Origin of the sequence: Limosilactobacillus caccae (assembly GCF_900156885.1) — a bacterium.
In the GTDB taxonomy this organism is placed as follows: domain Bacteria; phylum Bacillota; class Bacilli; order Lactobacillales; family Lactobacillaceae; genus Limosilactobacillus; species Limosilactobacillus caccae.
Genome location: NZ_FTOY01000008.1, coordinates 91,233 through 110,193, shown reverse-complemented (window position 1 = coordinate 110,193; position 18,961 = coordinate 91,233). Strand labels below are relative to the sequence as shown.

Sequence of the window (18,961 nt, the reverse complement as noted above, 5' to 3'; positions counted from 1 at the left end):
AGCAAGTTTACTTTTATCCTACTTATTATCTCGCCAGTGCTTTTCAATAAATTGCTGCCGGCCACCAGCTTCTTCTAAGGCAAGGCGTTGTGGGTCCTTCTTATAAAAATCTTGGTGGTAGTCTTCTGCGGGGTAAAATGGTTGCGCATCTTCAATGGTGGTGACAATCTTATCATCGCCAAACTGCCCACTTTCTTGCAGGGCCTGCTTTGATGCCACGGCTATCCGTCGCTGTTCTTCATCCTTGACGAAAATCACTGGCCGGTAATTATCGCCCCGGTCTTGAAACTGCCCACTTGCATCAGTAGGATCGGTCTGGTGCCAATAAATTTCAACAAGCTCCTTATAAGAAACCTGGTCCGGGTCAAAAGTGATTTTGACCGCCTCCGTGTGACCAGTTGTTCCTGAGCAGACCTGCTCATAGGTCGGGTTAGGAACGTGACCACCAGTGTAACCCGATTCGACTTTTTCAATTCCCGGATAAGTATCAAACGGCTGCACCATGCACCAGAAACATCCGCCGGCAAATATCGCTGTATCTAAACTCATATATATCAACCTTTCTTCAAGTCTACAAAGGGATTGAGGGAAATTTATAATCATTATTTTTCTGAGAAAATGTCGACAAACTCCAAGAAAATAACATAATGTTGCCCCCTCAGTGCCCCCTCATACAAATTAACGACACCTTTTTTAATTCAGGTATCGCTTTTACTTTGTGCCACTCATTCGTTAGCTAAGGATCATGAGCATCCTCCTAGTTAATTTTCACCCATCATCCTTACTATTATAACCAGGCTATCAAATGCTTGATTTAGGTAACTAATACTTAAGAGTTAACTACAAGCTTTTGCATTTTTGGCATACTGAACTATAATGATCACGGGAGCTAAATGTTAGCGACCCGAAGCTTTTGGAAAGAGGCGAAGTGAAATGGCACTTAGTAAGCAAGAGCGTAAGGAAATGGCACGGAAGGCCATGGAAAAGCGTGGCAGCAAGAAGCCAGATGGTTCTGGCCTTGCAAGAATTGATGCTGACGCCAAGAAACTGAGCGAATAACTTTTTTAAAGCAACTTACTTATACTTTTAACGAGACAGTATCCGCTGCCTCGTTTTTTATTTATAGTAAGCTCACTCTAATTCCTGCTGTGCGTTCTCAATCATCTTATTTATAACAGTTGCAGCAGTATTAAGGTCTGATTGACTTACCCCTGAAGTCATTAAGGTTTGATAATCCGTAACAATTTTGAGTGCTTGATCATACTTTTCAATACCTTGATTAGTAAGATAGATATGTTTTTGACGATGGTCTTGCTCGTCTTTTTCTTCATCTACTAACCCAGCCTGCCTCATTTTTTCAACAATTTTAACCATACTAGGTCCCGTAATGCCGACCAATTTTGCTAAATTATTTTGAGTTATCTTATTATTTGAATTAATGAAGTATAAAGCTAGCCAGGTATTGTAATTAATTTCAACTGTTTTCAGTTTTTGCGTGAGAACTGATTGAAAAAGCTTAGCACCATGGTTAGTAGTAAACATCATACAGCTTTGCAAAGTGAATTTTTCCATGCTCTTATCCTCCGTCTTCATCATATCACGTTTTTAAAATAGATAGTTAACTAACTATTGATTTAAATTGATATAATAATATAATATTTATGTAAGCGCTTTATGCCGTGAAAGGAGTCTTAAAAAATGAAGAAATACAGTGCGACTGCTAGGAAAACAAATCTTAGTCTACAAGTAGATGCTCATACTCGGGGAATCCACAATATTCTTGATGAACCAGAGGATATTGGTGGGGCTAATACAGGACTCAACCCTGTTGAAATGGAACTCGGTGCCTTAGGAGCCTCTCTTCAAGAAACAGCAAGAAAAATTGCTGATGATAATTTATTTAATTACGAAAAACTGGTGATTTCTCTTGAAGGTGACCTTGATTTTCGTGGCTTTATGGGTGACCCCAACGTGCGAAATGGTTTCCAAGAAATTCGGATTTCCTATGATTTCAAAACACAACATAGTAAAGAAGAATGTCAAAGATTCGTACAATTAATTGAGCAAAACTCCCCTATCTTTGACACTCTTGCAAACGGCACCAATGTAAATATTAGTAATATCATTAAAGACTAGGAGGTAATTTGCAATGTCTTTAACAACATTCAAGGCTACTGTTTCCAGCACGGATGAACCATTCACTTTTGTTTCTCAGTCACGTGACTTTACAACTACTTTTGAAGCAACTCAAAAACAAAACGGCTACAATAAGGGGATTACGCCTAACGAAGGCCTACTTTTTTCCTTAGGTGCATGTGAGGATATCGTTGCTGAATCTTTTTATAAAAAGGAACAATTTGAATACAGTTCACTTTACATCCTTCTCCAGGGAGAAATTTCTAATAACCGCCCTGGCTTTGACACAATTGACCTAGATATCCACTTTCGGACTTCTAAAAGTAAGAGAGAAATTGAGAGCTTTGTAAAATTCATGGAAGAAACGTGTCCAGTTAGGGACAACCTGGTTAACAAAGTTCCGATTATCACCAAACAGATACAGACTAATCAATAATCTGTTATAAGCTGCTAATAAAGACAACTTCTAACAGCCAAGTAATAACGCCTAGTTAAGGGAACTTTGGAATGACCTTTAACATTAATTCATTCCTGTTTTCCATTATGCAAGCGCTTCTTTTTGCTTTGTTTTGATTACTAAAGTGATAAAGGAGAGTCCTTGCGTTTACTATTTTAATACTTAATCAGCGTAGAATGACGGTCAATTACCGCAATTCTACGCTTTTTAGTTCTAAGATTAATCAAAGCTTTTTCTTCTTAGGTGGTGGATGAGTAATAATAAGTTATCCATCCTGATTTTTACCACATTTCCCTAATTTGGCAGCTGATACCATCCATTCAAAGGCCATTGTAAATTAATGATTGGCCGACGTGAATTTCCCTTTATTTCATTTTCAACATTATTCCGGTATTGATATGTTACACTCTTATATTTTCTAAAATTTCCTCTATCATCCACCTCACTCTTATCACCAAAAATTATATAATAAGCTGCATTTACAAGTATAGGTTCCTGTGTAGACAAGCCCTGGGTAAAACGGCTCCTATTCATAAGGACAAGTTGTTTCGTGTTGTTTAATTGCCTTTTCAGCCTCTTCAACGCTATTAAATTTTAAGATCTTTCCAGCGTTAGGATTTTTATTGATCTCACTATTAGTAGCTACGTCAGCTCTCTGGCTTCTAACGTCACTATCACTATTTTTTTCTCGCTTGCTCTTCATGTCTTTTTTGGAACGTTTTTGTTTGCTGGTCTTTGAAGATTCAGCATCGTTACTATTTCTAGCGGAACTATCAGCCTTAAAAATAGTAAACACAACTAAACCAACAATCACTAGTCCCAATGTTGTTAGAATAACATTCAAATTTTTATCTATTTTCATATTCTCTAAACCTTAATTTATTATATTAGTCTATATCGTAGCTCATGTTCCCAGTATACCAAACGACACGATTACGATGAGTTTTGCTATCCCCTTGTGTCTTCTACGAACGATCTCTGTATCAATCACCATGTACCAACTTTAAAGTTGCAAAAGGCATTTTTACCTCATCAAAAAAATCACCTCATTACTACTAAATAAGGTGACCATATAACTAAAACTATTAAATTGTACCTTTCACTAATAATGATCCTTGCAAGAGTAAATATAGATTGTATCTTTATCAACCATATAAATTATCCGATCTTCTTGATTTATTCTTCTTGACCATTTTCCAGATAAATTATATTGCAACGGTTCTGGCTTTCCTAACCCTTCAAAAGGATGGCGATCAATATCTTTAATTATTTTATTGATTCTCTTTACTATTTTCTTTTGACCTTGATTCTGCCAATACAAATAATCGTTCCACGCATCATCGGACCAACTTTTAATCATTAATATCGTCATCCTCAATTAAGTCATGTTGTTTAAATTCACCAGCTTTAAACTGCTTTTCGCCGCGCGCAATTTTTTGCATTAAATAATCGTTTGCATTAACAGTTAATGTTTCCATAATTGCATCATAGTCGGCTTTTGACATAACAACAACATTATCTTCCGGATTCTTATTAGTCACAATCAATGGTTCACTATTATCATTAACCTGTTTAAAGTAATCTTTTAAGCCTTTGCGAAAGTTCGAATATGCAACAGCTTCCATATAATCATCCCTTCCTTGTTAATAATATTGTACCATTTTTTGTACAATTTAGGATAAAAATCATCGCTAACACCTTTAATTAGATTAATCAATCTTTCACTTTTTAATGCACCCGTTTTATGCTTCAAATGCCTTGATCATCCGGTCAAGTAATTCAATATCTGTCTTGCGAGAGTAAATTGCCATAATCTCGTAAATTTGTGGAGCTGACGTTGAACCAGTGAAGGCAAGGTTTAATGGGAAGTATAATCCCCGGCCCTTGATACCAGTTTCTTTACCAACTTCCTTGATGGCTTGGCTGTAATCAAGGTCATCGCCACCGTTTTCAAGTTTATCCTTCAAGCCCTTGATAACGGCTAAAACTTCTTCATTGGCAAAATCATCGTTGTCCTTCAACAAGGCATAGTCAAATGATTGATCAAGCACGGTGTAGTAACTCCAAGCATATTCAATCACTTCGAGTAACTTGTTAACGTCCCGTTGGTGAACCTTGATGGTCTTCTTCAACAAGTCTAATAACTGGTCTTCAGGAATACTTTGGAGACGCTTGGCTTCGTCAGTCTCCCCATCCTTAACCAGGCTCATCGTCCGGTCTGCTAATTCATCAATCGTCATGTTCTTGATGTATTGGGCGTTCATCCAGTCAAGCTTCTTTTGGTCGAAGTATGCTGGTGCCTTGGACATCCGCTTAGGGTCATAAACCTTAATCAATTCATCCTTGGAGTAGATTTCCCGTTCGCCAACTGGGGACCAACCTAAGAAGGCAATAAAGTTGAAGATTGCTTCTGGAAGGTAACCGTGCTTCTTGTATTCGTTGATAAATTGCAAGGTGTCCTTATCCCGCTTACTGAGCTTCTTGCGAGTCTTCGGGTTGAAGATCAGTGGAATGTGGCAGAAGGTTGGGTGATCCCAGCCAAGTGCCTCGTAAATAGCAATTTGCTTAGGGGTGTTAGAAATGTGGTCTGCCCCCCGCAATACGTGGGTAATGTCCATTGAGTGGTCATCAACAACAACCGCGAAGTTGTAAGTTGGCATCCCATCACTCTTTTCGATGATGAAGTCCCCACCAAGGTTGTCAGAGTTAAATGATACGTGCCCACGGGCAATATCATCCCATTCGTAGTCGCGGTCCTTCGGGAAGTGGAAACGAATCGTTGGCTTCAAGCCCTTTGCTTCCGCCGCCTTTTGTTCTTCTTCGCTCTTACCGTACCAGCGACCATCGTAGTGCGGTGGTTCATTGTTAGCCTTTTGCCGTTCGCGCATTTCAGCTAATTCTTCTTCAGTTGAGTAATCCTTGTAGGCAATCCCCTTGTCCAACAATTCTTGGATGTACTTGTGGTAGATTCCCTGTTCGTTCCGTTCACTTTGGCGGTAAGGAGCAAATTCAGGATTTGGCTTGTTTGGCCCTTCATCCCAGTCAATTCCTAACCAGTGAAGGTTGTCCCGTTGACTGGCTTCACCATCTTTAACGTTCCGTTTGGTGTCGGTATCTTCAATCCGTAATACCATTGTCCCGTTAAAGTGGCGGGCAAATAAGTAGTTAAATAATGCTGATTGCGCATTTCCAATGTGTAAGAAACCGGTTGGACTAGGTGCGTATCGAACTCTGACCTTTTTATCCATTGTCTAAGACTCTCCTTTAGTAACTTATCGAGATCATATCTCTTTGTTGATTCTTGGTGGGATCTAAAGCATCCCCCGAAAGCCCGCACTCTTTGCGAAGCTCCCATTGCAACAAATATTATTGTATATTAAAGAACACATTTGTCAATTGACCAGCCACCACTTTTGGCATAAATAACGCCTGGCATTAACAAAGCTAATCCCCAGGCGTTGGTTTAGTCTATTTTTAGAATTGCTCCATGTAGTGTTGCCGTTCCCAATCAGAAACGTGTTGCCGGTAAGAGGCATATTCTCTCGTTTTAGCTTCCATGAAGCTGTGGAATAAGTGGTCACCCATTGCCTTTTTGATCACTTCATCGTTTGCCAAGGACTTCAAGGCGTTGTGAAGGGTATCAGGCAAGTTGCGGATATCTTTTTCGTCGCGTTCCTGCTTGGTCATTTCGTAGATGTTTTCATCAACATTGTGGATCGGTGGCAAACTATTCCGCAAGCCGTCCAGTCCTGCTTCAAGCACAGTCGCAATTGCAAGGTAAGGATTTGCCGATGGGTCGGCTGACCGCAATTCAAGGCGGGTACCCATCTTCCGGTCACTTGGAATCCGGATCAGTGGCGACCGGTTAGAAGTTGACCAGGCAACATATACTGGTGCCTCGTATCCAGGAACCAACCGCTTGTAGGAGTTAACGATTGGGTTACAGATTGCCGTGTAGCTCCGCGCATGCTTCATTAAACCACCAAGGAAGTGGTAGGCCGTTGATGAAAGCTGTTCCTTACCGTTTTCATCATAAAATGCATTCGTCCCATCCTGCTTGAAGAGGGACATATTGAGGTGCATCCCCGAGCCATTGATTCCTGACAATGGTTTTGGCATAAAGGTTGCGTGAAGTCCGTAGTTCTTTGCAATCGTCTTAACCACAAACTTGAAGGTCTGGATATTATCAGCTGCTTCAAGCGCGTCGGCGTACTTAAAGTCAACTTCGTGCTGACCAGGTGCGACTTCGTGGTGGGCGGCTTCGACATCAAAGCCCATCTTTTCTAAGGCTAAGACGATATCACGCCGGCAATCTTCACCAACGTCGGCCGGTTCCATATCAAAGTAATTTTCCTTATCGTTGAGGTTGGTCGTTGGCTTGCCCATCTCATCGGTCTTAAAGAGGAAAAACTCTGGTTCCGGTCCAATGTTAAAGTCTTTGAAGCCCATCTTTTGCATATCATTTAAGACACGGATTAAGTTGTTCCGCGGGTCACCTTCAAATGGGGTGCCATCAGTCTTGTAAACACTGCAGATTACCCGGGCAACCTTACCGTGTTCAGCACCCCAAGGGAATGTAAGCCAAGTTGACATATCAGGGTAAAGGTACATATCACTTTCTTCAATCCGGACAAAACCGTCAATTGAAGAGCCATCAAACATAATCTTATTATCCATCAACTTATCCAGCTGGCTAACTGGCAAGTCAACGCTCTTAATCATCCCTAGCAGGTCAGTAAACATCACCCGCAAAAAGTGGATGTTATCTTCCTTTACCATCTGCCGTACTTCATCCTTAGTAAATACGTGTTTACCCATAAAATTCTTCATTCCCTTTCATCAATAACGGCAAATAGACCAATTAATTACTTAAATCTATCTGTCTTTCTCCTTAACACTGTGGATAGGATAACAATTGATTATTAATAAGTCAATTCCATTTAGACCATTTCATCCAAATAAAAGCAAATAAAGTAAGTCCGCTTTATTTTTTTAACCAATCGCCGACTAATTGCTTAATTTGCTTAATATCTGCTGGCCGTTCCACTAAATCAAACCAGTGGGCATCAGTCTGGTTCCTGAACCAGGTTAGCTGCCGTTTGGCATAGTGGCGAGAGTCCTGCTTAATCTTGGCGACGGCGTCATCTAAGCTGGTCGTCCCCAGAAAATAAGGAAAGAGCTCATGGTAGCCGATTCCCTTCCCCGCCGGTTGGTGTTGGCCGTCGTGATCAAATAACCACCGTGCCTCATCGAGCAAGCCATTCTCAACCATTAGGTCCACCCGGTGGTTGATTCGCTCATATAAGACCGGCCGGGCGGTGTTCAGTGCAATGATAAGGAAGTCATCTTCACTAGCATACTGGGGCTGGTCAGAAAAGAGCTGTCCCGTCTGCTCAATCACCTCGAGGGCCCGAATGACCCGCCTGGTATTTCCCACCGGAATCTGGGCACTTGCTGCGGGGTCACGCTGCTTTAACTGCTGCCAGACGTATTCGGCCCCCCTTTCTTTTGCTAGTTCTTTCCAGTGGTCACGGATTGCCTGGGTGTGGTCATCAAACTGGTCACTACCGAGGGCCAGGTTTTGCATCAGAGCCTGCAAGTAAAAACCGGTCCCCCCGGCAATAATCGGCAGGTGATCGCGGCCCGCAATCTCATCAATCGCATTGCCGGCTAATTGCTTGAACCGCGCAGCTGAAAAGCGCTCACTAATATCACAGATATCAATCAGGTGGTGGGGGACGCCCGCCATTTCGGCTGGCGTCACCTTGGCAGTTCCAATGTCTAAGTGGCGGTATACCTGCATCGAATCCCCAGAAATGACTTCCCCATTAAAGGCCTGGGCCAGCTTAATTGAGAGCGCAGTTTTCCCTACAGCGGTGGGCCCGACAATCGCAATTACTTTAGTCATAATTCATTCTCCGTTTTTCCAAATTTTATCTTAAAACTTCCCCTTCAGACTGGTAAATCCCCGCTATTTCTTGCATAATGGTAGTAACCTATAAATTCGAGGAGGTTTTATGCTATGAAACAATTTGCAAAAGGGATTTTTGTTGGAAGCTTGGCGACAATTGCTGCCCTTGCTAGTGGTGCTGTTACCTTCCATAAGACTGTAATCAAGCCAGCCGAAGAAGAGGAAGAAAAGTTTGACGAAAACCGTCGGGCAGCTATCCGTAAGGGTCGCTCTGCACACCAACTTTAATCAATCACTTATATTATATAAAAAATAGGAGCGATGACAAAATGCCGTCGCTCCTATTTTTGTTTATTAATACTTGGACTTCTTAGTCTTACCTTCCCAGTTACGGTAGCCATCCTTTAAGATGAAAAGCTGTTGGTACCCATGCTTGCCTAAAAAGGAAACCGCCTGGGTACTAATTGTCATCGTGTCATCATAAAGGTATACGGGCAAGTCCTTACGTAATTCACCGTATTGCTGCCGCAAGTATGGGTAAGGCAAATTACGTGCGCCGAGGATATGTCCTTTTTTAAACTCACTCTCCTGGCGCAAATCAATCACTTGGGCCTTCCGCATCCCACTACGGAAAGTCTCCTGATCGATCACCGTCGCATAACGCTTCCGCCGATATGCCTGAAAAGCCCAACTAAAAATCCATACTAGCAAAATGAACAGAATAACGAAATTCAAGATCATTAAGCCAGAACTAATGCCAAGTACCAAAATAATTTCTCCTCACAAATAAATTAATCTTCAAATTGACGTGCTAATGAAGCGGCACCAATAACACCAGCATCATTACCTAATTCAGCTAACTTCAACTGGGTGGAGGTCCGTACTGTTGGGAAGGCAAACTTTTCAAAGTTTTGCTTTACCCGCTTCAATAAGAACTCACCGGCTGCAGAAACCCCACCACCGATAACAAGGTATTCAGGGTTAAGCGCGTTACTCAAGTTAGCAGTTGCCAATCCTAAGTAGAAGCAAACTTCGTCAACAACGGTGTTAGCAAGGTAGTCATTTTCCTTTGCTAGGTCAAAGACGATCTTGGCAGTAATCTCGTCACCGTTATCAATCATAGCCTTCAAACGGCTGTTACCTTCATATTCTTCTGCCTTATCCTGGGCGATGTGAACGATCCCCGTAGCAGAAGCGTATTGTTCAAGACAACCGTGGTTTCCACAAGTACAAAGGTAACCATTTGGCTTAACGATCATGTGACCAACTTCACCACCGGCACCGACAATCCCGTGGACTAACTTACCATTTGAGATAAGTCCTCCACCGACACCAGTACCAAGGGTGATAAAGGCAACATCGTCACCTTCGTTACCAGCACCCTTCCAGCGTTCACCCAAGGCAGCAACGTTTGCGTCGTTGTCTAAGGCAAACTTCATTCCAGTACCTTGTTCGATTTGGTCCTTAACTTTTTGGGTTGTCTTCCAGTTCAAGTTGTAAGCACCGATAACGGTCCCAGCTTCCCGGTCGATGGTCCCTGGAGTACCCATCCCGATTCCAACAAATTGATCACGGGTCATCTTGTATAAGTCAAGGTGGTGATTAATTGAATTAATAATATCTGGAACAATGTGTGAACCATCGTCCAAAATATTAGTCCGTAATGACCACTTCTGTTGGATTTCACCGTTTTCCGTTAAGATTGCAAACTTGATGGTTGTCCCACCAAGGTCAACACCAATTAATTTTTTAGCCATAATGATTCCTTTCCTGGGCAATTAGTATTCTTTACCCTCTTTAATTCTCGTCTGTTCTTCCCGATGCTCTTTGCGTAAAACAATCTTGGCCTTCATGTAGGTCTGCTTGTCAATAACGCCTGCCTGATACAAGTGGTCAAGCTCAATTGCCATCAACTCAATATCATACAACCGTTTGCCCACATACACAAAGACGTTAAACTCCTTTAACAGTTGTTGAACATCATAAAGTGTGCGGTATTCGCGTGAGGTGACTGCCATAACTAATCACCTCAATTCCAAAGATAGGATTATCAAACTCACAGTTAATATAGTGCCACTTAGGAAGCGCTTTATCAAGTCTATATTTCCTAAAATTGGCGCCCCAACAACAGCGGCCATAAAAAAGCCACCGAATAAACCACCGACATGCCCGACCAGGTCAATCCCTGAAATGAAAGCATCCATTACAATATTTATCACTATAAAAAATAAAAATGTCCGACTCAACACCCGCACAACAACATTCTTGTGAAAACAGATGCCAAGCATCACAAATGCGCCAAATAGGCCAAAGATTGCGGTACTAGCCCCGGCCGAAAGATTATTCGGCATAAAGACCGCACTCGCCAGGTTACCAAAGACTGCACTCACGAAATAAATCACAATCATCCGCCAGTGACCAAAAAACTCTTCGATATAGCGGCCGATATATAGTAGTGTCACACTATTAATGATGAGGTGCGTTAAATTAACATGCAAGAAAACCGGCGATATTAGGCGCCACCACTGTCCCTCCTTAATCAAGGGCGTACTTCTTGCCCCCATATTAAGAAGGACACTAGAATTAACGGTACCATCAAAATAGACTGCCATGCCATAGATCAGTATTTGCAGAATTATTAATGTAGCCGTTACCGGCGCTAATTTAACTCGCTGAACTCGCATATTATATCTCCGGTAAGTGCAATACTTTATCTACATGTTGATCAAAGTCTTCAGGAACCCACTCACCGTCATTGGCTAACTGGGTCGTCAGCGCAAGCGAGATTGTCTTTCCCGAATAGTTTTGTAAGTAGCGGTCATAATAACCGCCACCAAAGCCAAGCCGCCGTCCAGAAGCAGTAAATGCCACTCCTGGAACAACCATTAAGTCAATCTCGGCGGGCGAGTATACTTTACCATCGTGTGGCTCCAAAATGCCAAATGCTGTCTCGTCAAAATCAGTGTCCTCATTTAACTCAACAAATTCCATCTGCCGATCTGGCAGCGTCCGTGGCACAACGACTTGCTGTCCCATATGACGTGCGTGAAGGATCATCGGGGCAGTGTCAATCTCAAAGGATTGGCTCATCGTCAAGGCAATCGTCTTTGCCTTCCCCCACTCCGGTTGGTCATAGAGCAGTGAAGCCAGTCGCCGTTCTTCATTAAGCCGTGTATTAAGGTCTAACTGCTGCAAGCGGGCAATATATGCTTGCCGTAATTCTTTCTTTGAATATGCCATTTTATTACAACCGCTCCTTTATCAGTGAAATAACAAACGGTATCAAATTTTATTATCACCGCTTGTTAAGATTTATGCAAGCGTTTTTTTGAAAAGCAAGTAAATAAAAAAGCGGGAAGAAACGATTGGCTCCTTCCCGCTTTTGGTCATTACTTCGTTTCACGATGTAATGTAACCTTTTGTTCCCGTGGACAGTACTTGTTTAATTCAAGACGGTCTGGGTTGTTACGACGGTTCTTGCTAGTTAAGTAAGTCCGTTCGTGGCATGAAGTACATTCAAGAGTAATGTTGACACGCATGTTTTTGACCTCCAAACTATTTCATTTATTTAACGTGGTTATATAACGTAACCCTAACTCGTACAACTATATCATTTATTCTGCTTTTTGGCTAGTAGTTTGTTCAAGTTTGTTAAGGAAATCTCCTTGACAGTCCTGACTACTTGTTGACGTCACTAGGACTTTGGACAATCTTCCAGTATGCCTGGAAAATTTGCTTTGCCATGTTAAGGTTTGCGCCGCCATCAGAGTCGGAAGCGCCGGGGATTGCCAGCGCAACAACCACCTGCGGATTATTAGATGGTGCATAACCGGCAAAACTAAGCGTGGTTGTCGCGTGCTTCTTGTAGTATGTTTCCGCTGTCCCGGTCTTCCCGGAAATTGACGGTTTAACAGAAGCGAGGGCCCGCCCAGTGATGTACTGGTTACTACCGTGGACAACCTGGTAAAGTCCCTGCCGGACAACATCAAAGTCGGCTTTACTTGCCGGGATCGTGGCTTGGACCTGCGGCTGAGTCGTATATTGAACTGGCCCTAACTTACCATCAGCTTTGGTCCCCCGGATTGACTGTACTACGTATGGCCGCATCCGGTTACCTCCGTTCGCAATTGTTGACATGTATTGGGCAAGTTGAATTGTTGTGTAACCGTCATAGTTCCCGTAGGACAAGTCCAGTGCCGATCCGATATGCTTTTGGTCCGCGGGTCCAGTATAACCACTGGTCTCACCAGGCAAGTCAATCCCGGTCTTAACCCCTAAACCAAACATGTTGAAGTATCCCCGCGCCTTGGCAAAGATACTTGGTTTTAGCGTAATCGGCGCATTTGGTGAGTACTTCATCCCCCCTTCTTTCATGAGCAGTTGCATCATGTAAGAGTTAGAGGAAACTTCTAGGGCGGTTGCGGCATTTAATGCCATGTTTGCTGACCCACCGTGGTTAAACCAAGAACCCTTTGATGAGGTCCCAGCAACCTTAATCGGTTGGTCAACCAGGGTGTTATTGCTAGGAGTAATTACCCCGTCCATCAACGCCCCCATGACCATCGCCGGCTTAACCACTGACCCCATTGTAATCGGGTGGTTGATAGCCCCAATTTCATCGGGCGTCTCTTTCCCGGTCTCAGGGTCGCGGTCAATCCCGGCCATTGCATAGATTGCCCCGGTATTCGGGTTCATCACAACAGCATAGACCCCGGTAGAGTACTGCTTTCCGGCAGACCCATAGTTGTCTTTCAGGATTTCTTGCACCCGCTTTTGGAACTTTGCGTTAATGGTCAAGACGAGGTTATCCCCCTTCTTTCCCTTGTACTTAACGGTTTCTTTAGTAACATCATTACCACTGGTCGTAACCTGGGTCTGGGATTTTGACCCGGCGAGTGTCGCCTGGAACCGCTTTTCAAGGTAACTTTGCCCAACACTATCATTCCGGGAGTAACCCTGGGCAAGTAAGGAGTTAACGCTATCGCTCGGCAAACCAGTAGTCGAAACAGTCCCGGTCAACGACTGGATGTCAGTTCCTTGTGGGTAGTTACGTGTCCAGGCAGTCCCAATCTTGACCCCGGGCATTTCGTTTAAGTGTTCACCAACGGCGGCGAGTTCCTTTGCCGACACCCCCGTCTCCTTAATATAGGTAGTCGAAAGCGAATAAGCCCCACTCATTGCTGCGTAGATCCGGGCATTGTTTTTTTGCTGACTGGTCAGCTCCCAAGAATCGGGGTGCGAACTCAGGTAATCTAACGCCTTATCATACTTATCGTCTTCGGAATCATCCTCTGTCGTCTTAACATGTTTAAGGACGCTCTTTAACCGTTCTTTATCAGCAAGGTAATAGTCCTCTTCATTCCGGTCGGTCAGGCGTGAATTCTTATTAGAAACTGAAATATAACGTCCTAGCCGGTTAGCAATCGCGTAAAGCTGCGCATTGGTAACATTAGCTCCCTTGGTGTAGGTAATTGCCTGGTGCGTCTGGTTACCAACAAGGACATTTCCCTGGGAATCATAGATCATCCCCCGCTGAACATTATTCGTCTGAATACTCGTATCTGATCGCTTGACCTCCGCCTTATAGGAAGTGCCGTTCAGAACTTGTAGGTAAAACAGGCGCATCGTCAATGCTAGCAACAAAATGCCCACGATCCATAGCAACAGATTTAGTCGCGACGGAATAATCGACTGGGCATTTTGCCGTTTTTTTGTACGTGAACCCAACAAGTTCACCATTCGATCAAAGAATTTCACAGTTCTTCAGTTCTCCTTCATCGTAGTGCTCTTTATTTTAGCAAAAATCAGCTGGCTGTGCAGATGATTACCACTACTAACGTGAAATCATACTCTTTATTGTAGCTAAAATAAATCCCTTATGCCAATGATTTAATTAAATTTAACGAAGTTCATTAATGATAATCATTGGCAAACGTTATATCATAGGAACGATACGTTTATTTTAAGAAGAAGGAGAATTATTTCGTGCATATTAAGTCGCGTCCGCAACGACGCTTTATACTACTCGCAAGTTTTTTACTGCCGGTTATTCTAATGACCAGCTACATTGCCTACCGAAAAATGGTGCCATTTGGCGACAGCAGCCTCTTGACCGTCGATCTCGGCCAGCAATACGTTGACTTTTTTGCCTATTTTCGGGCAACCATCTTACACCATCCTAGCAGCCTTTTTTATTCCTTTAGCAAGGGATTAGGCGGGGAGATGCTGGGAACTAATGCTTACTACTTATTAAGCCCACTCAATTTTATCTTCCTCTTTTTCCCCGCCCAGCATCTTTCTCTTGGGATCGCGCTGATTACTATTCTGCGGTATGGCCTTGCCGGTCTCAGCTTCGCCTGGCTACTTGACAAGACCGAATTACAGCAGGGGTGGCGGGCGATTGCCTTTAGTACCGCCTACGCGTTAAACGGGTGGATGATTGCTAACCAGCTTAACATGCTCTGGCAAGACGCCCTGATTATCCTCCCCCTTATTATCTGGGGCCTAATCAAACTAATTCACCAGCAAAAGCTCGGGACATATACCGCCTGGCTGGCAGTAATGATGGTTGATAATTACTACATGGCCTGGATGATCGCCCTGTTTACCATCCTCTTTTTTGTCTGGCAACTGCCAACACTTCAAAATTGGCAGCAACGCAAAATTGCTAGCCTCCACTACCTCGGCAGCTCACTCCTCGCAGGCGGCCTGGCAGCGATCGTCTTGTTGCCGACTTTCTATGCCCTCATGCAGAGTAAGGGAACTTATACCGAGACCAGCATCCACAACCGGTTCGAATACTTTGCCCCGAAGATGCTCGCCAAGTTAGTTCCGGGAGCATTTAACTTCGGCCAGATGCCTAGTGGGCAACCTAACTTTTATGTCGGAATGGTAATGATGATGGGCGCCTTAGGCTACTTTTTCACCCGGCGGATTGATGCAAAACAGCGCTTGATTGCTGCTGTTATCACCATCTTTTTCATCCTTTCATTTTGCTATGAACCACTTGACCTCCTCTGGCACGCGGGGCAGTTCCCGGTTTGGTACCCCTATCGTTTTTCCTTTTTATTTTCATTCTGGTGCATCTACCTTGCTGCCACGGTTATCCAGCCCGCCTTTAAGCTCAATAAGTATGCCAGCTTGGCGTTGGTAGTTCTTTGCGTCAGCCTGTACTTTTATCTCGGTACCCTCAAGCTAAGCTACATCAATAGCGATCAGCGAAATATTGGTCTCTGCTTTGCCTTAATTGCTATTGGCTGTCTCAGCATCCCCCGCGCCAATTCGCCCCGCCTATACGACGCGCTGCTGATTCTCCTTGCCGTCTGTGACATTTCAATGAGCGGTTACACTGCCTTGAATAAGATTTCCTATGTATCACAGCCGGAATTTGGCGACTACACCGTGAAGCTTGACCAGGCCGTTAATAAGGTGAAACAGGGGGATGACGGTCTTTACCGCGTCGCCAAGACATTCATGCGGACCAAGGACGACCCCTTCCAGGCCGATTTCAACTCTGGCGACCACTTCGGATCAACCTTAGAGCCAGCAATTCCGGCATTCATGGGCGCTATTGGGCAACCAGACGGCGACGGCTTCATCACTTACGCAAACGGCACCCAGGTTACTGACGCCCTCCTTGGTTATAAGTACACGATGAATGCCCGCGAAAATGAAGCCGGTAATGCCCTCCCTGCTTCTGGTTACCGGCCAGACTGGTACAGCTACCCGATCTTTTCAGCAACGCCGGCAGTGACAATCCGGCAAAATGACCACGTCCTTCCCCTTGCCTTTGGGGCAAATGAGGCGATCCTTAACCTGCGACGCACTACTCTGGACCCCCTGAACTACCAGTCACAAATATTCCAAGCACTGGCAGGCCGTCCAATCATGCACCCCCTTTTTACGGTGCAAAACTTTACCAACGTTAAGTTTAACAATGTTCAGACAGCAAAGCAGATTACTGGAACAATCTTCCGGAAACAAAACCTCCTCAAGCCAGCAAGCGTTGAGTTAGAATTCACTCCCCCAACGAATGATTCGTACTACTTAACCCTGGGACCTGATGTCAAGGACGACGCAAGCATCAGCATGAACAACCACCGGTTTACCCAGTACGATACCTACCGCAATACGGTGGTGGTCAACCTCGCCCACCAGCAAAAGGGAAAGAAAATCACCGTCACCCTGCGGCTCAAAAAATCGTCATTATGGATGCAAAACGTCAGCGTCTACCGGTTAAACCAACGGCCATTTGCCGCTAGCCTTAAGAGCCTGCAACGGTCACCACTAAAAATCAAGGAATACACCAGCAATAAGATTAGTGGGACCGTGACCCTCCACCACAACCAGCAAGTCTTAATGACGACGATTCCGGCAGCAAGCGGTTGGCACGTGAAGGTCGACGGCCATGCCGTGAAGCCACGGACGGCAATCAACACCTTCATGGCCGTGCCAATGACTGCTGGGACCCACCAGGTTGTCTTTTATTACCGGCCACCATACCTAATTCTCGGTGCCATAATTACCCTCCTGAGTCTTATCAGCTTTTCTTTGTTGTTAGTCGCCGAACGAAAAAATAAGTGGCCTCATTATTAAAAAGAGCGCACCCGCATGTCTAACTGACTTGTGAGTGCGCCCTTTTTAGTCTTAGCTATTTTATTCCCAATATTCCTCATACTTGCGTGATGCGCTGGTTGATGCATCAGCCTTACTATCAGAGTGGTCATCTGCATCCTTCTTTAAGCCCGCCACATCGGGAGTATCATCCCCGTTTTCATGCTTAAAGTGAAAGACCGGGCCGTCTAGCTTGGCACTGTAATCAACTGTCGTCACTAAACCGGAGAAGAACCATTCATCAAGTGAATCAATGTGATAATTGATCCCGTCCTTTTTTAATTCAAGGATTGGCTCAACCGGCTTATCCTCGCGCGTGAAGCCCTGGGAAAAGCCATGGTGAACCTCAGTCCGACCGTATGTCTTGCCGTAAAACTTAATTCCATCGCCGGGACGGAGACCCATCTCATCTTGGAACCACTTGCTAGCTGCATCTGTAATTTCTAATTTCATTACGGTAACACCTCCACTGTTTCATGATAGCACTTTCATACTTTTCAATGTACCATGTCCATCACCATTAACCAAGTGATCTGCTTGATCAAAAAAGTACTAGTAACCGGAAAATCCCAGTATGCTAGTACCCCTTATTAGCTTATTCAACTTTAAGAATCTTGACCTTGATTGTCCCATTTGGCACTTCAACTTCGACATCTTCGCCAACCTTGTGACCGAGAAGTCCCTTTGCCATTGGTGATTCGTTTGAAATCTTTCCCTTGAATGGGTCGGATTCTGATTCACCGACAATTTGGTATTCTTCTGGTTCTTCATCAGGCAATTCTTGGATGGTAATCGTCCGGCCCATTGATACTTCGTCCTTATCAACATCTTCGTTATCAATGATTTCCGCATATTGAAGCATGTTTTCAATTTGCGCAATCCGGCTTTCAACCATTGCTTGTTCGTCCTTGGCTGACTCGTATTCTGAGTTTTCTGACAAGTCCCCGTAACTCCGCGCAATCTTTATCCGCTTGATTACTTCTGGACGACGCTTCATCTTATATTCTTCAAGTTCCTCTTCCAGTTTCTGCTTCCCTTCGAGAGTCATTGGAAAAGTTTTTTCTTCAGCCATTTAATAAACACTCCTCATAATTAATCCAGTGTCACATTAACATTTCTTGTCACACTTGTAAATACTTATCGTAATTCTGTGTGGCCACGCTTAACCAAAATGTCGCGAATCTTTGTCGAAAGCAAGTCAATTGCCACTTGGTTTTCGCCACCCTCAGGGACAATAATGTCCGCATAGCGTTTAGTCGGTTCAACAAATTGATGGTACATTGGCTTAACCGTTGCCAGGTACTGGTTGATGATTGAGTCAAGGGACCGGCCCCGCTCAACCATATCCCGTTGGATCCGCCGAATAATCCGAATATCGTCATCAGTGTCAACATAGACCTTAATGTCCATTAAGTCCCGCAAACGTTCATCATCAAGGATCAAGATCCCTTCTAAGATGATCACGTCTGTCGGTTCCACATGGACGGTCTCCTGCGAACGAGTATACTGCTTGTAATCGTATACCGGCATCTCAACCGCCTGGTTATTCCGTAAGGCGGCCAGTTGCTCAATCAACAAGTCCGTATCAAAGGCCAGCGGGTGGTCATAATTAACCGCCTTCCGCTCCGCCATTGTCATCTCTGACTGGTCATTGTAGTAGGTATCCTGGGTAATGATCTGGATTGCCTGACCATGCAATTGGTTGTAAATTGCGTTACTTACAGTAGTCTTACCACTACCGGAACCTCCCGTAACACCAATAACAACGGGACGCTTATTCTGTTGAATGCTCATCAATTTATCTCCTCAATTAAACTTTCTAATCTGAAATAGTATATAGCACT

The 18,961-nt window shown here is 44.0% G+C and carries 23 protein-coding genes; 5 read left to right on the top strand and 18 right to left on the bottom strand.

Translation table 11 applies throughout. From position 1 onward, the window contains the following. Nucleotides 1-18: 18 nt before the first annotated feature. A complete protein-coding gene (gene msrA, locus CZ502_RS01570) occupies nt 19-549 on the bottom strand; it encodes a peptide-methionine (S)-S-oxide reductase MsrA (RefSeq protein ID WP_076459362.1) in 531 nt (176 codons plus the stop codon). A gap of 384 nt (nt 550-933) precedes the next feature. Here msrA and CZ502_RS10920 point away from each other — a divergent pair, with 384 nt between their 5' ends. Next, the gene (locus tag CZ502_RS10920; RefSeq protein WP_255372228.1) at nt 934-1,059 is read left to right on the top strand and encodes a hypothetical protein; all 126 of its coding nucleotides are present in this window, start codon (nt 934-936) and stop codon (nt 1,057-1,059) included. Nucleotides 1,060-1,131: 72 nt separating this feature from the next. Here the strand turns inward: CZ502_RS10920 and CZ502_RS01565 are convergent, their stop codons facing one another. Then, a complete protein-coding gene (locus CZ502_RS01565; RefSeq protein WP_076459361.1) occupies nt 1,132-1,572 on the bottom strand; it encodes a MarR family winged helix-turn-helix transcriptional regulator in 441 nt (146 codons plus the stop codon). A gap of 126 nt (nt 1,573-1,698) precedes the next feature. Between CZ502_RS01565 and CZ502_RS01560 the strand changes: the two genes are divergently transcribed. Both CZ502_RS01560 and CZ502_RS01555 read left to right on the top strand, forming a co-directional pair. Beyond that, nucleotides 1,699-2,136, top strand: coding sequence for an OsmC family protein (locus CZ502_RS01560; RefSeq protein ID WP_076459360.1), 438 nt, complete (start codon nt 1,699-1,701; stop codon nt 2,134-2,136). Nucleotides 2,137-2,149: 13 nt separating this feature from the next. Next, nucleotides 2,150-2,572 carry an OsmC family protein gene (locus CZ502_RS01555; RefSeq protein WP_076459359.1) on the top strand — a complete coding sequence of 141 codons (423 nt, stop codon included), beginning with the start codon at nt 2,150-2,152 and terminating at the stop codon, nt 2,570-2,572. 547 nt (nt 2,573-3,119) lie between these two features. Here CZ502_RS01555 and CZ502_RS01550 read toward each other — a convergent pair. The 6 genes from CZ502_RS01550 to miaA form a co-directional block, all read right to left on the bottom strand. Then, complete coding sequence (locus CZ502_RS01550) at nt 3,120-3,455, bottom strand: hypothetical protein (RefSeq protein WP_076459358.1); 336 nt, start codon at nt 3,453-3,455, stop codon at nt 3,120-3,122. 240 nt (nt 3,456-3,695) lie between these two features. Continuing rightward, on the bottom strand, nt 3,696-3,953 hold the full coding sequence (locus CZ502_RS01545) for a Txe/YoeB family addiction module toxin (protein WP_076459357.1): 258 nt from the start codon (nt 3,951-3,953) through the stop codon (nt 3,696-3,698). After that, on the bottom strand, nt 3,946-4,218 hold the full coding sequence (locus tag CZ502_RS01540; protein ID WP_076459356.1) for a type II toxin-antitoxin system Phd/YefM family antitoxin: 273 nt from the start codon (nt 4,216-4,218) through the stop codon (nt 3,946-3,948). Before CZ502_RS01540 ends, CZ502_RS01545 begins: the two co-directional genes overlap by 8 nt. Nucleotides 4,219-4,335: 117 nt before the next feature. Further along, a complete protein-coding gene (gltX, locus tag CZ502_RS01535) occupies nt 4,336-5,841 on the bottom strand; it encodes a glutamate--tRNA ligase (protein WP_076459355.1) in 1,506 nt (501 codons plus the stop codon). Between the two features lie 226 nt (nt 5,842-6,067). Beyond that, nucleotides 6,068-7,411 (bottom strand): glutamine synthetase family protein, encoded by a 1,344-nt coding sequence (locus CZ502_RS01530; RefSeq protein ID WP_076459354.1) that lies wholly within the window; start codon nt 7,409-7,411, stop codon nt 6,068-6,070. 166 nt (nt 7,412-7,577) lie between these two features. Next, entirely contained in the window at nt 7,578-8,501 is a 924-nt protein-coding gene (gene miaA / locus CZ502_RS01525; RefSeq protein ID WP_076459353.1) for a tRNA (adenosine(37)-N6)-dimethylallyltransferase MiaA, read from the bottom strand. 114 nt (nt 8,502-8,615) lie between these two features. Between miaA and CZ502_RS01520 the strand changes: the two genes are divergently transcribed. Then, nucleotides 8,616-8,792, top strand: a complete 177-nt coding sequence (locus CZ502_RS01520) for a DUF3042 family protein (protein ID WP_076459352.1) — start codon at nt 8,616-8,618, stop codon at nt 8,790-8,792. Nucleotides 8,793-8,858: 66 nt separating this feature from the next. Here the strand turns inward: CZ502_RS01520 and CZ502_RS01515 are convergent, their stop codons facing one another. From CZ502_RS01515 to CZ502_RS01485, 7 genes are all read right to left on the bottom strand, one after another. Then, nucleotides 8,859-9,278 carry a rhodanese-like domain-containing protein gene (locus tag CZ502_RS01515; protein ID WP_083673294.1) on the bottom strand — a complete coding sequence of 140 codons (420 nt, stop codon included), beginning with the start codon at nt 9,276-9,278 and terminating at the stop codon, nt 8,859-8,861. A gap of 17 nt (nt 9,279-9,295) precedes the next feature. Further along, complete coding sequence (locus CZ502_RS01510) at nt 9,296-10,261, bottom strand: ROK family glucokinase (RefSeq protein WP_076459350.1); 966 nt, start codon at nt 10,259-10,261, stop codon at nt 9,296-9,298. Between the two features lie 21 nt (nt 10,262-10,282). Then, nucleotides 10,283-10,522 carry a YqgQ family protein gene (locus CZ502_RS01505; RefSeq protein WP_076459349.1) on the bottom strand — a complete coding sequence of 80 codons (240 nt, stop codon included), beginning with the start codon at nt 10,520-10,522 and terminating at the stop codon, nt 10,283-10,285. Nucleotides 10,523-10,528: 6 nt separating this feature from the next. After that, nucleotides 10,529-11,188, bottom strand: coding sequence for a rhomboid family intramembrane serine protease (locus tag CZ502_RS01500; RefSeq protein WP_076459348.1), 660 nt, complete (start codon nt 11,186-11,188; stop codon nt 10,529-10,531). Between the two features lies 1 nt (nt 11,189). After that, nucleotides 11,190-11,744: a 5-formyltetrahydrofolate cyclo-ligase gene (locus CZ502_RS01495; RefSeq protein WP_076459347.1), complete on the bottom strand. Its 555-nt coding sequence runs from the start codon at nt 11,742-11,744 to the stop codon at nt 11,190-11,192. A 149-nt stretch (nt 11,745-11,893) separates the two neighbouring features. After that, on the bottom strand, nt 11,894-12,043 hold the full coding sequence (gene rpmG / locus CZ502_RS01490; protein WP_076459346.1) for a 50S ribosomal protein L33: 150 nt from the start codon (nt 12,041-12,043) through the stop codon (nt 11,894-11,896). A 139-nt stretch (nt 12,044-12,182) separates the two neighbouring features. Next, entirely contained in the window at nt 12,183-14,261 is a 2,079-nt protein-coding gene (locus CZ502_RS01485; protein ID WP_076459345.1) for a peptidoglycan D,D-transpeptidase FtsI family protein, read from the bottom strand. Between the two features lie 228 nt (nt 14,262-14,489). On the opposite strand from CZ502_RS01485, the gene CZ502_RS01480 reads away from it, so the two are divergent. Further along, nucleotides 14,490-17,099 carry a YfhO family protein gene (locus tag CZ502_RS01480; protein ID WP_076459344.1) on the top strand — a complete coding sequence of 870 codons (2,610 nt, stop codon included), beginning with the start codon at nt 14,490-14,492 and terminating at the stop codon, nt 17,097-17,099. 60 nt (nt 17,100-17,159) lie between these two features. Here the strand turns inward: CZ502_RS01480 and CZ502_RS01475 are convergent, their stop codons facing one another. The 3 genes from CZ502_RS01475 to udk form a co-directional block, all read right to left on the bottom strand. Then, on the bottom strand, nt 17,160-17,570 hold the full coding sequence (locus CZ502_RS01475; RefSeq protein ID WP_076459343.1) for a HesB/YadR/YfhF family protein: 411 nt from the start codon (nt 17,568-17,570) through the stop codon (nt 17,160-17,162). A gap of 142 nt (nt 17,571-17,712) precedes the next feature. After that, nucleotides 17,713-18,189 (bottom strand): transcription elongation factor GreA, encoded by a 477-nt coding sequence (gene greA, locus CZ502_RS01470; protein ID WP_076459342.1) that lies wholly within the window; start codon nt 18,187-18,189, stop codon nt 17,713-17,715. 65 nt (nt 18,190-18,254) lie between these two features. Then, the gene (gene udk, locus CZ502_RS01465) at nt 18,255-18,911 is read right to left on the bottom strand and encodes a uridine kinase (protein ID WP_076459341.1); all 657 of its coding nucleotides are present in this window, start codon (nt 18,909-18,911) and stop codon (nt 18,255-18,257) included. Nucleotides 18,912-18,961 lie beyond the last annotated feature (50 nt).

What these genes read in the sequence shown, in the direction of transcription:
- msrA (WP_076459362.1), bottom strand. Translation starts at nt 549, where the DNA reads ATGAGTTTAGATACAGCGATATTTGCCGGCGGATGTTTCTGGTGCATG.
- CZ502_RS10920 (WP_255372228.1), top strand. Translation starts at nt 934, where the DNA reads ATGGCACTTAGTAAGCAAGAGCGTAAGGAAATGGCACGGAAGGCCATG.
- CZ502_RS01565 (WP_076459361.1), bottom strand. Translation starts at nt 1,572, where the DNA reads ATGGAAAAATTCACTTTGCAAAGCTGTATGATGTTTACTACTAACCAT.
- CZ502_RS01560 (WP_076459360.1), top strand. Translation starts at nt 1,699, where the DNA reads ATGAAGAAATACAGTGCGACTGCTAGGAAAACAAATCTTAGTCTACAA.
- CZ502_RS01555 (WP_076459359.1), top strand. Translation starts at nt 2,150, where the DNA reads ATGTCTTTAACAACATTCAAGGCTACTGTTTCCAGCACGGATGAACCA.
- CZ502_RS01550 (WP_076459358.1), bottom strand. Translation starts at nt 3,455, where the DNA reads ATGAAAATAGATAAAAATTTGAATGTTATTCTAACAACATTGGGACTA.
- CZ502_RS01545 (WP_076459357.1), bottom strand. Translation starts at nt 3,953, where the DNA reads ATGATTAAAAGTTGGTCCGATGATGCGTGGAACGATTATTTGTATTGG.
- CZ502_RS01540 (WP_076459356.1), bottom strand. Translation starts at nt 4,218, where the DNA reads ATGGAAGCTGTTGCATATTCGAACTTTCGCAAAGGCTTAAAAGATTAC.
- gltX (WP_076459355.1), bottom strand. Translation starts at nt 5,841, where the DNA reads ATGGATAAAAAGGTCAGAGTTCGATACGCACCTAGTCCAACCGGTTTC.
- CZ502_RS01530 (WP_076459354.1), bottom strand. Translation starts at nt 7,411, where the DNA reads ATGGGTAAACACGTATTTACTAAGGATGAAGTACGGCAGATGGTAAAG.
- miaA (WP_076459353.1), bottom strand. Translation starts at nt 8,501, where the DNA reads ATGACTAAAGTAATTGCGATTGTCGGGCCCACCGCTGTAGGGAAAACT.
- CZ502_RS01520 (WP_076459352.1), top strand. Translation starts at nt 8,616, where the DNA reads ATGAAACAATTTGCAAAAGGGATTTTTGTTGGAAGCTTGGCGACAATT.
- CZ502_RS01510 (WP_076459350.1), bottom strand. Translation starts at nt 10,261, where the DNA reads ATGGCTAAAAAATTAATTGGTGTTGACCTTGGTGGGACAACCATCAAG.
- CZ502_RS01505 (WP_076459349.1), bottom strand. Translation starts at nt 10,522, where the DNA reads ATGGCAGTCACCTCACGCGAATACCGCACACTTTATGATGTTCAACAA.
- CZ502_RS01500 (WP_076459348.1), bottom strand. Translation starts at nt 11,188, where the DNA reads ATGCGAGTTCAGCGAGTTAAATTAGCGCCGGTAACGGCTACATTAATA.
- CZ502_RS01495 (WP_076459347.1), bottom strand. Translation starts at nt 11,744, where the DNA reads ATGGCATATTCAAAGAAAGAATTACGGCAAGCATATATTGCCCGCTTG.
- rpmG (WP_076459346.1), bottom strand. Translation starts at nt 12,043, where the DNA reads ATGCGTGTCAACATTACTCTTGAATGTACTTCATGCCACGAACGGACT.
- CZ502_RS01475 (WP_076459343.1), bottom strand. Translation starts at nt 17,570, where the DNA reads ATGAAATTAGAAATTACAGATGCAGCTAGCAAGTGGTTCCAAGATGAG.
- greA (WP_076459342.1), bottom strand. Translation starts at nt 18,189, where the DNA reads ATGGCTGAAGAAAAAACTTTTCCAATGACTCTCGAAGGGAAGCAGAAA.
- udk (WP_076459341.1), bottom strand. Translation starts at nt 18,911, where the DNA reads ATGAGCATTCAACAGAATAAGCGTCCCGTTGTTATTGGTGTTACGGGA.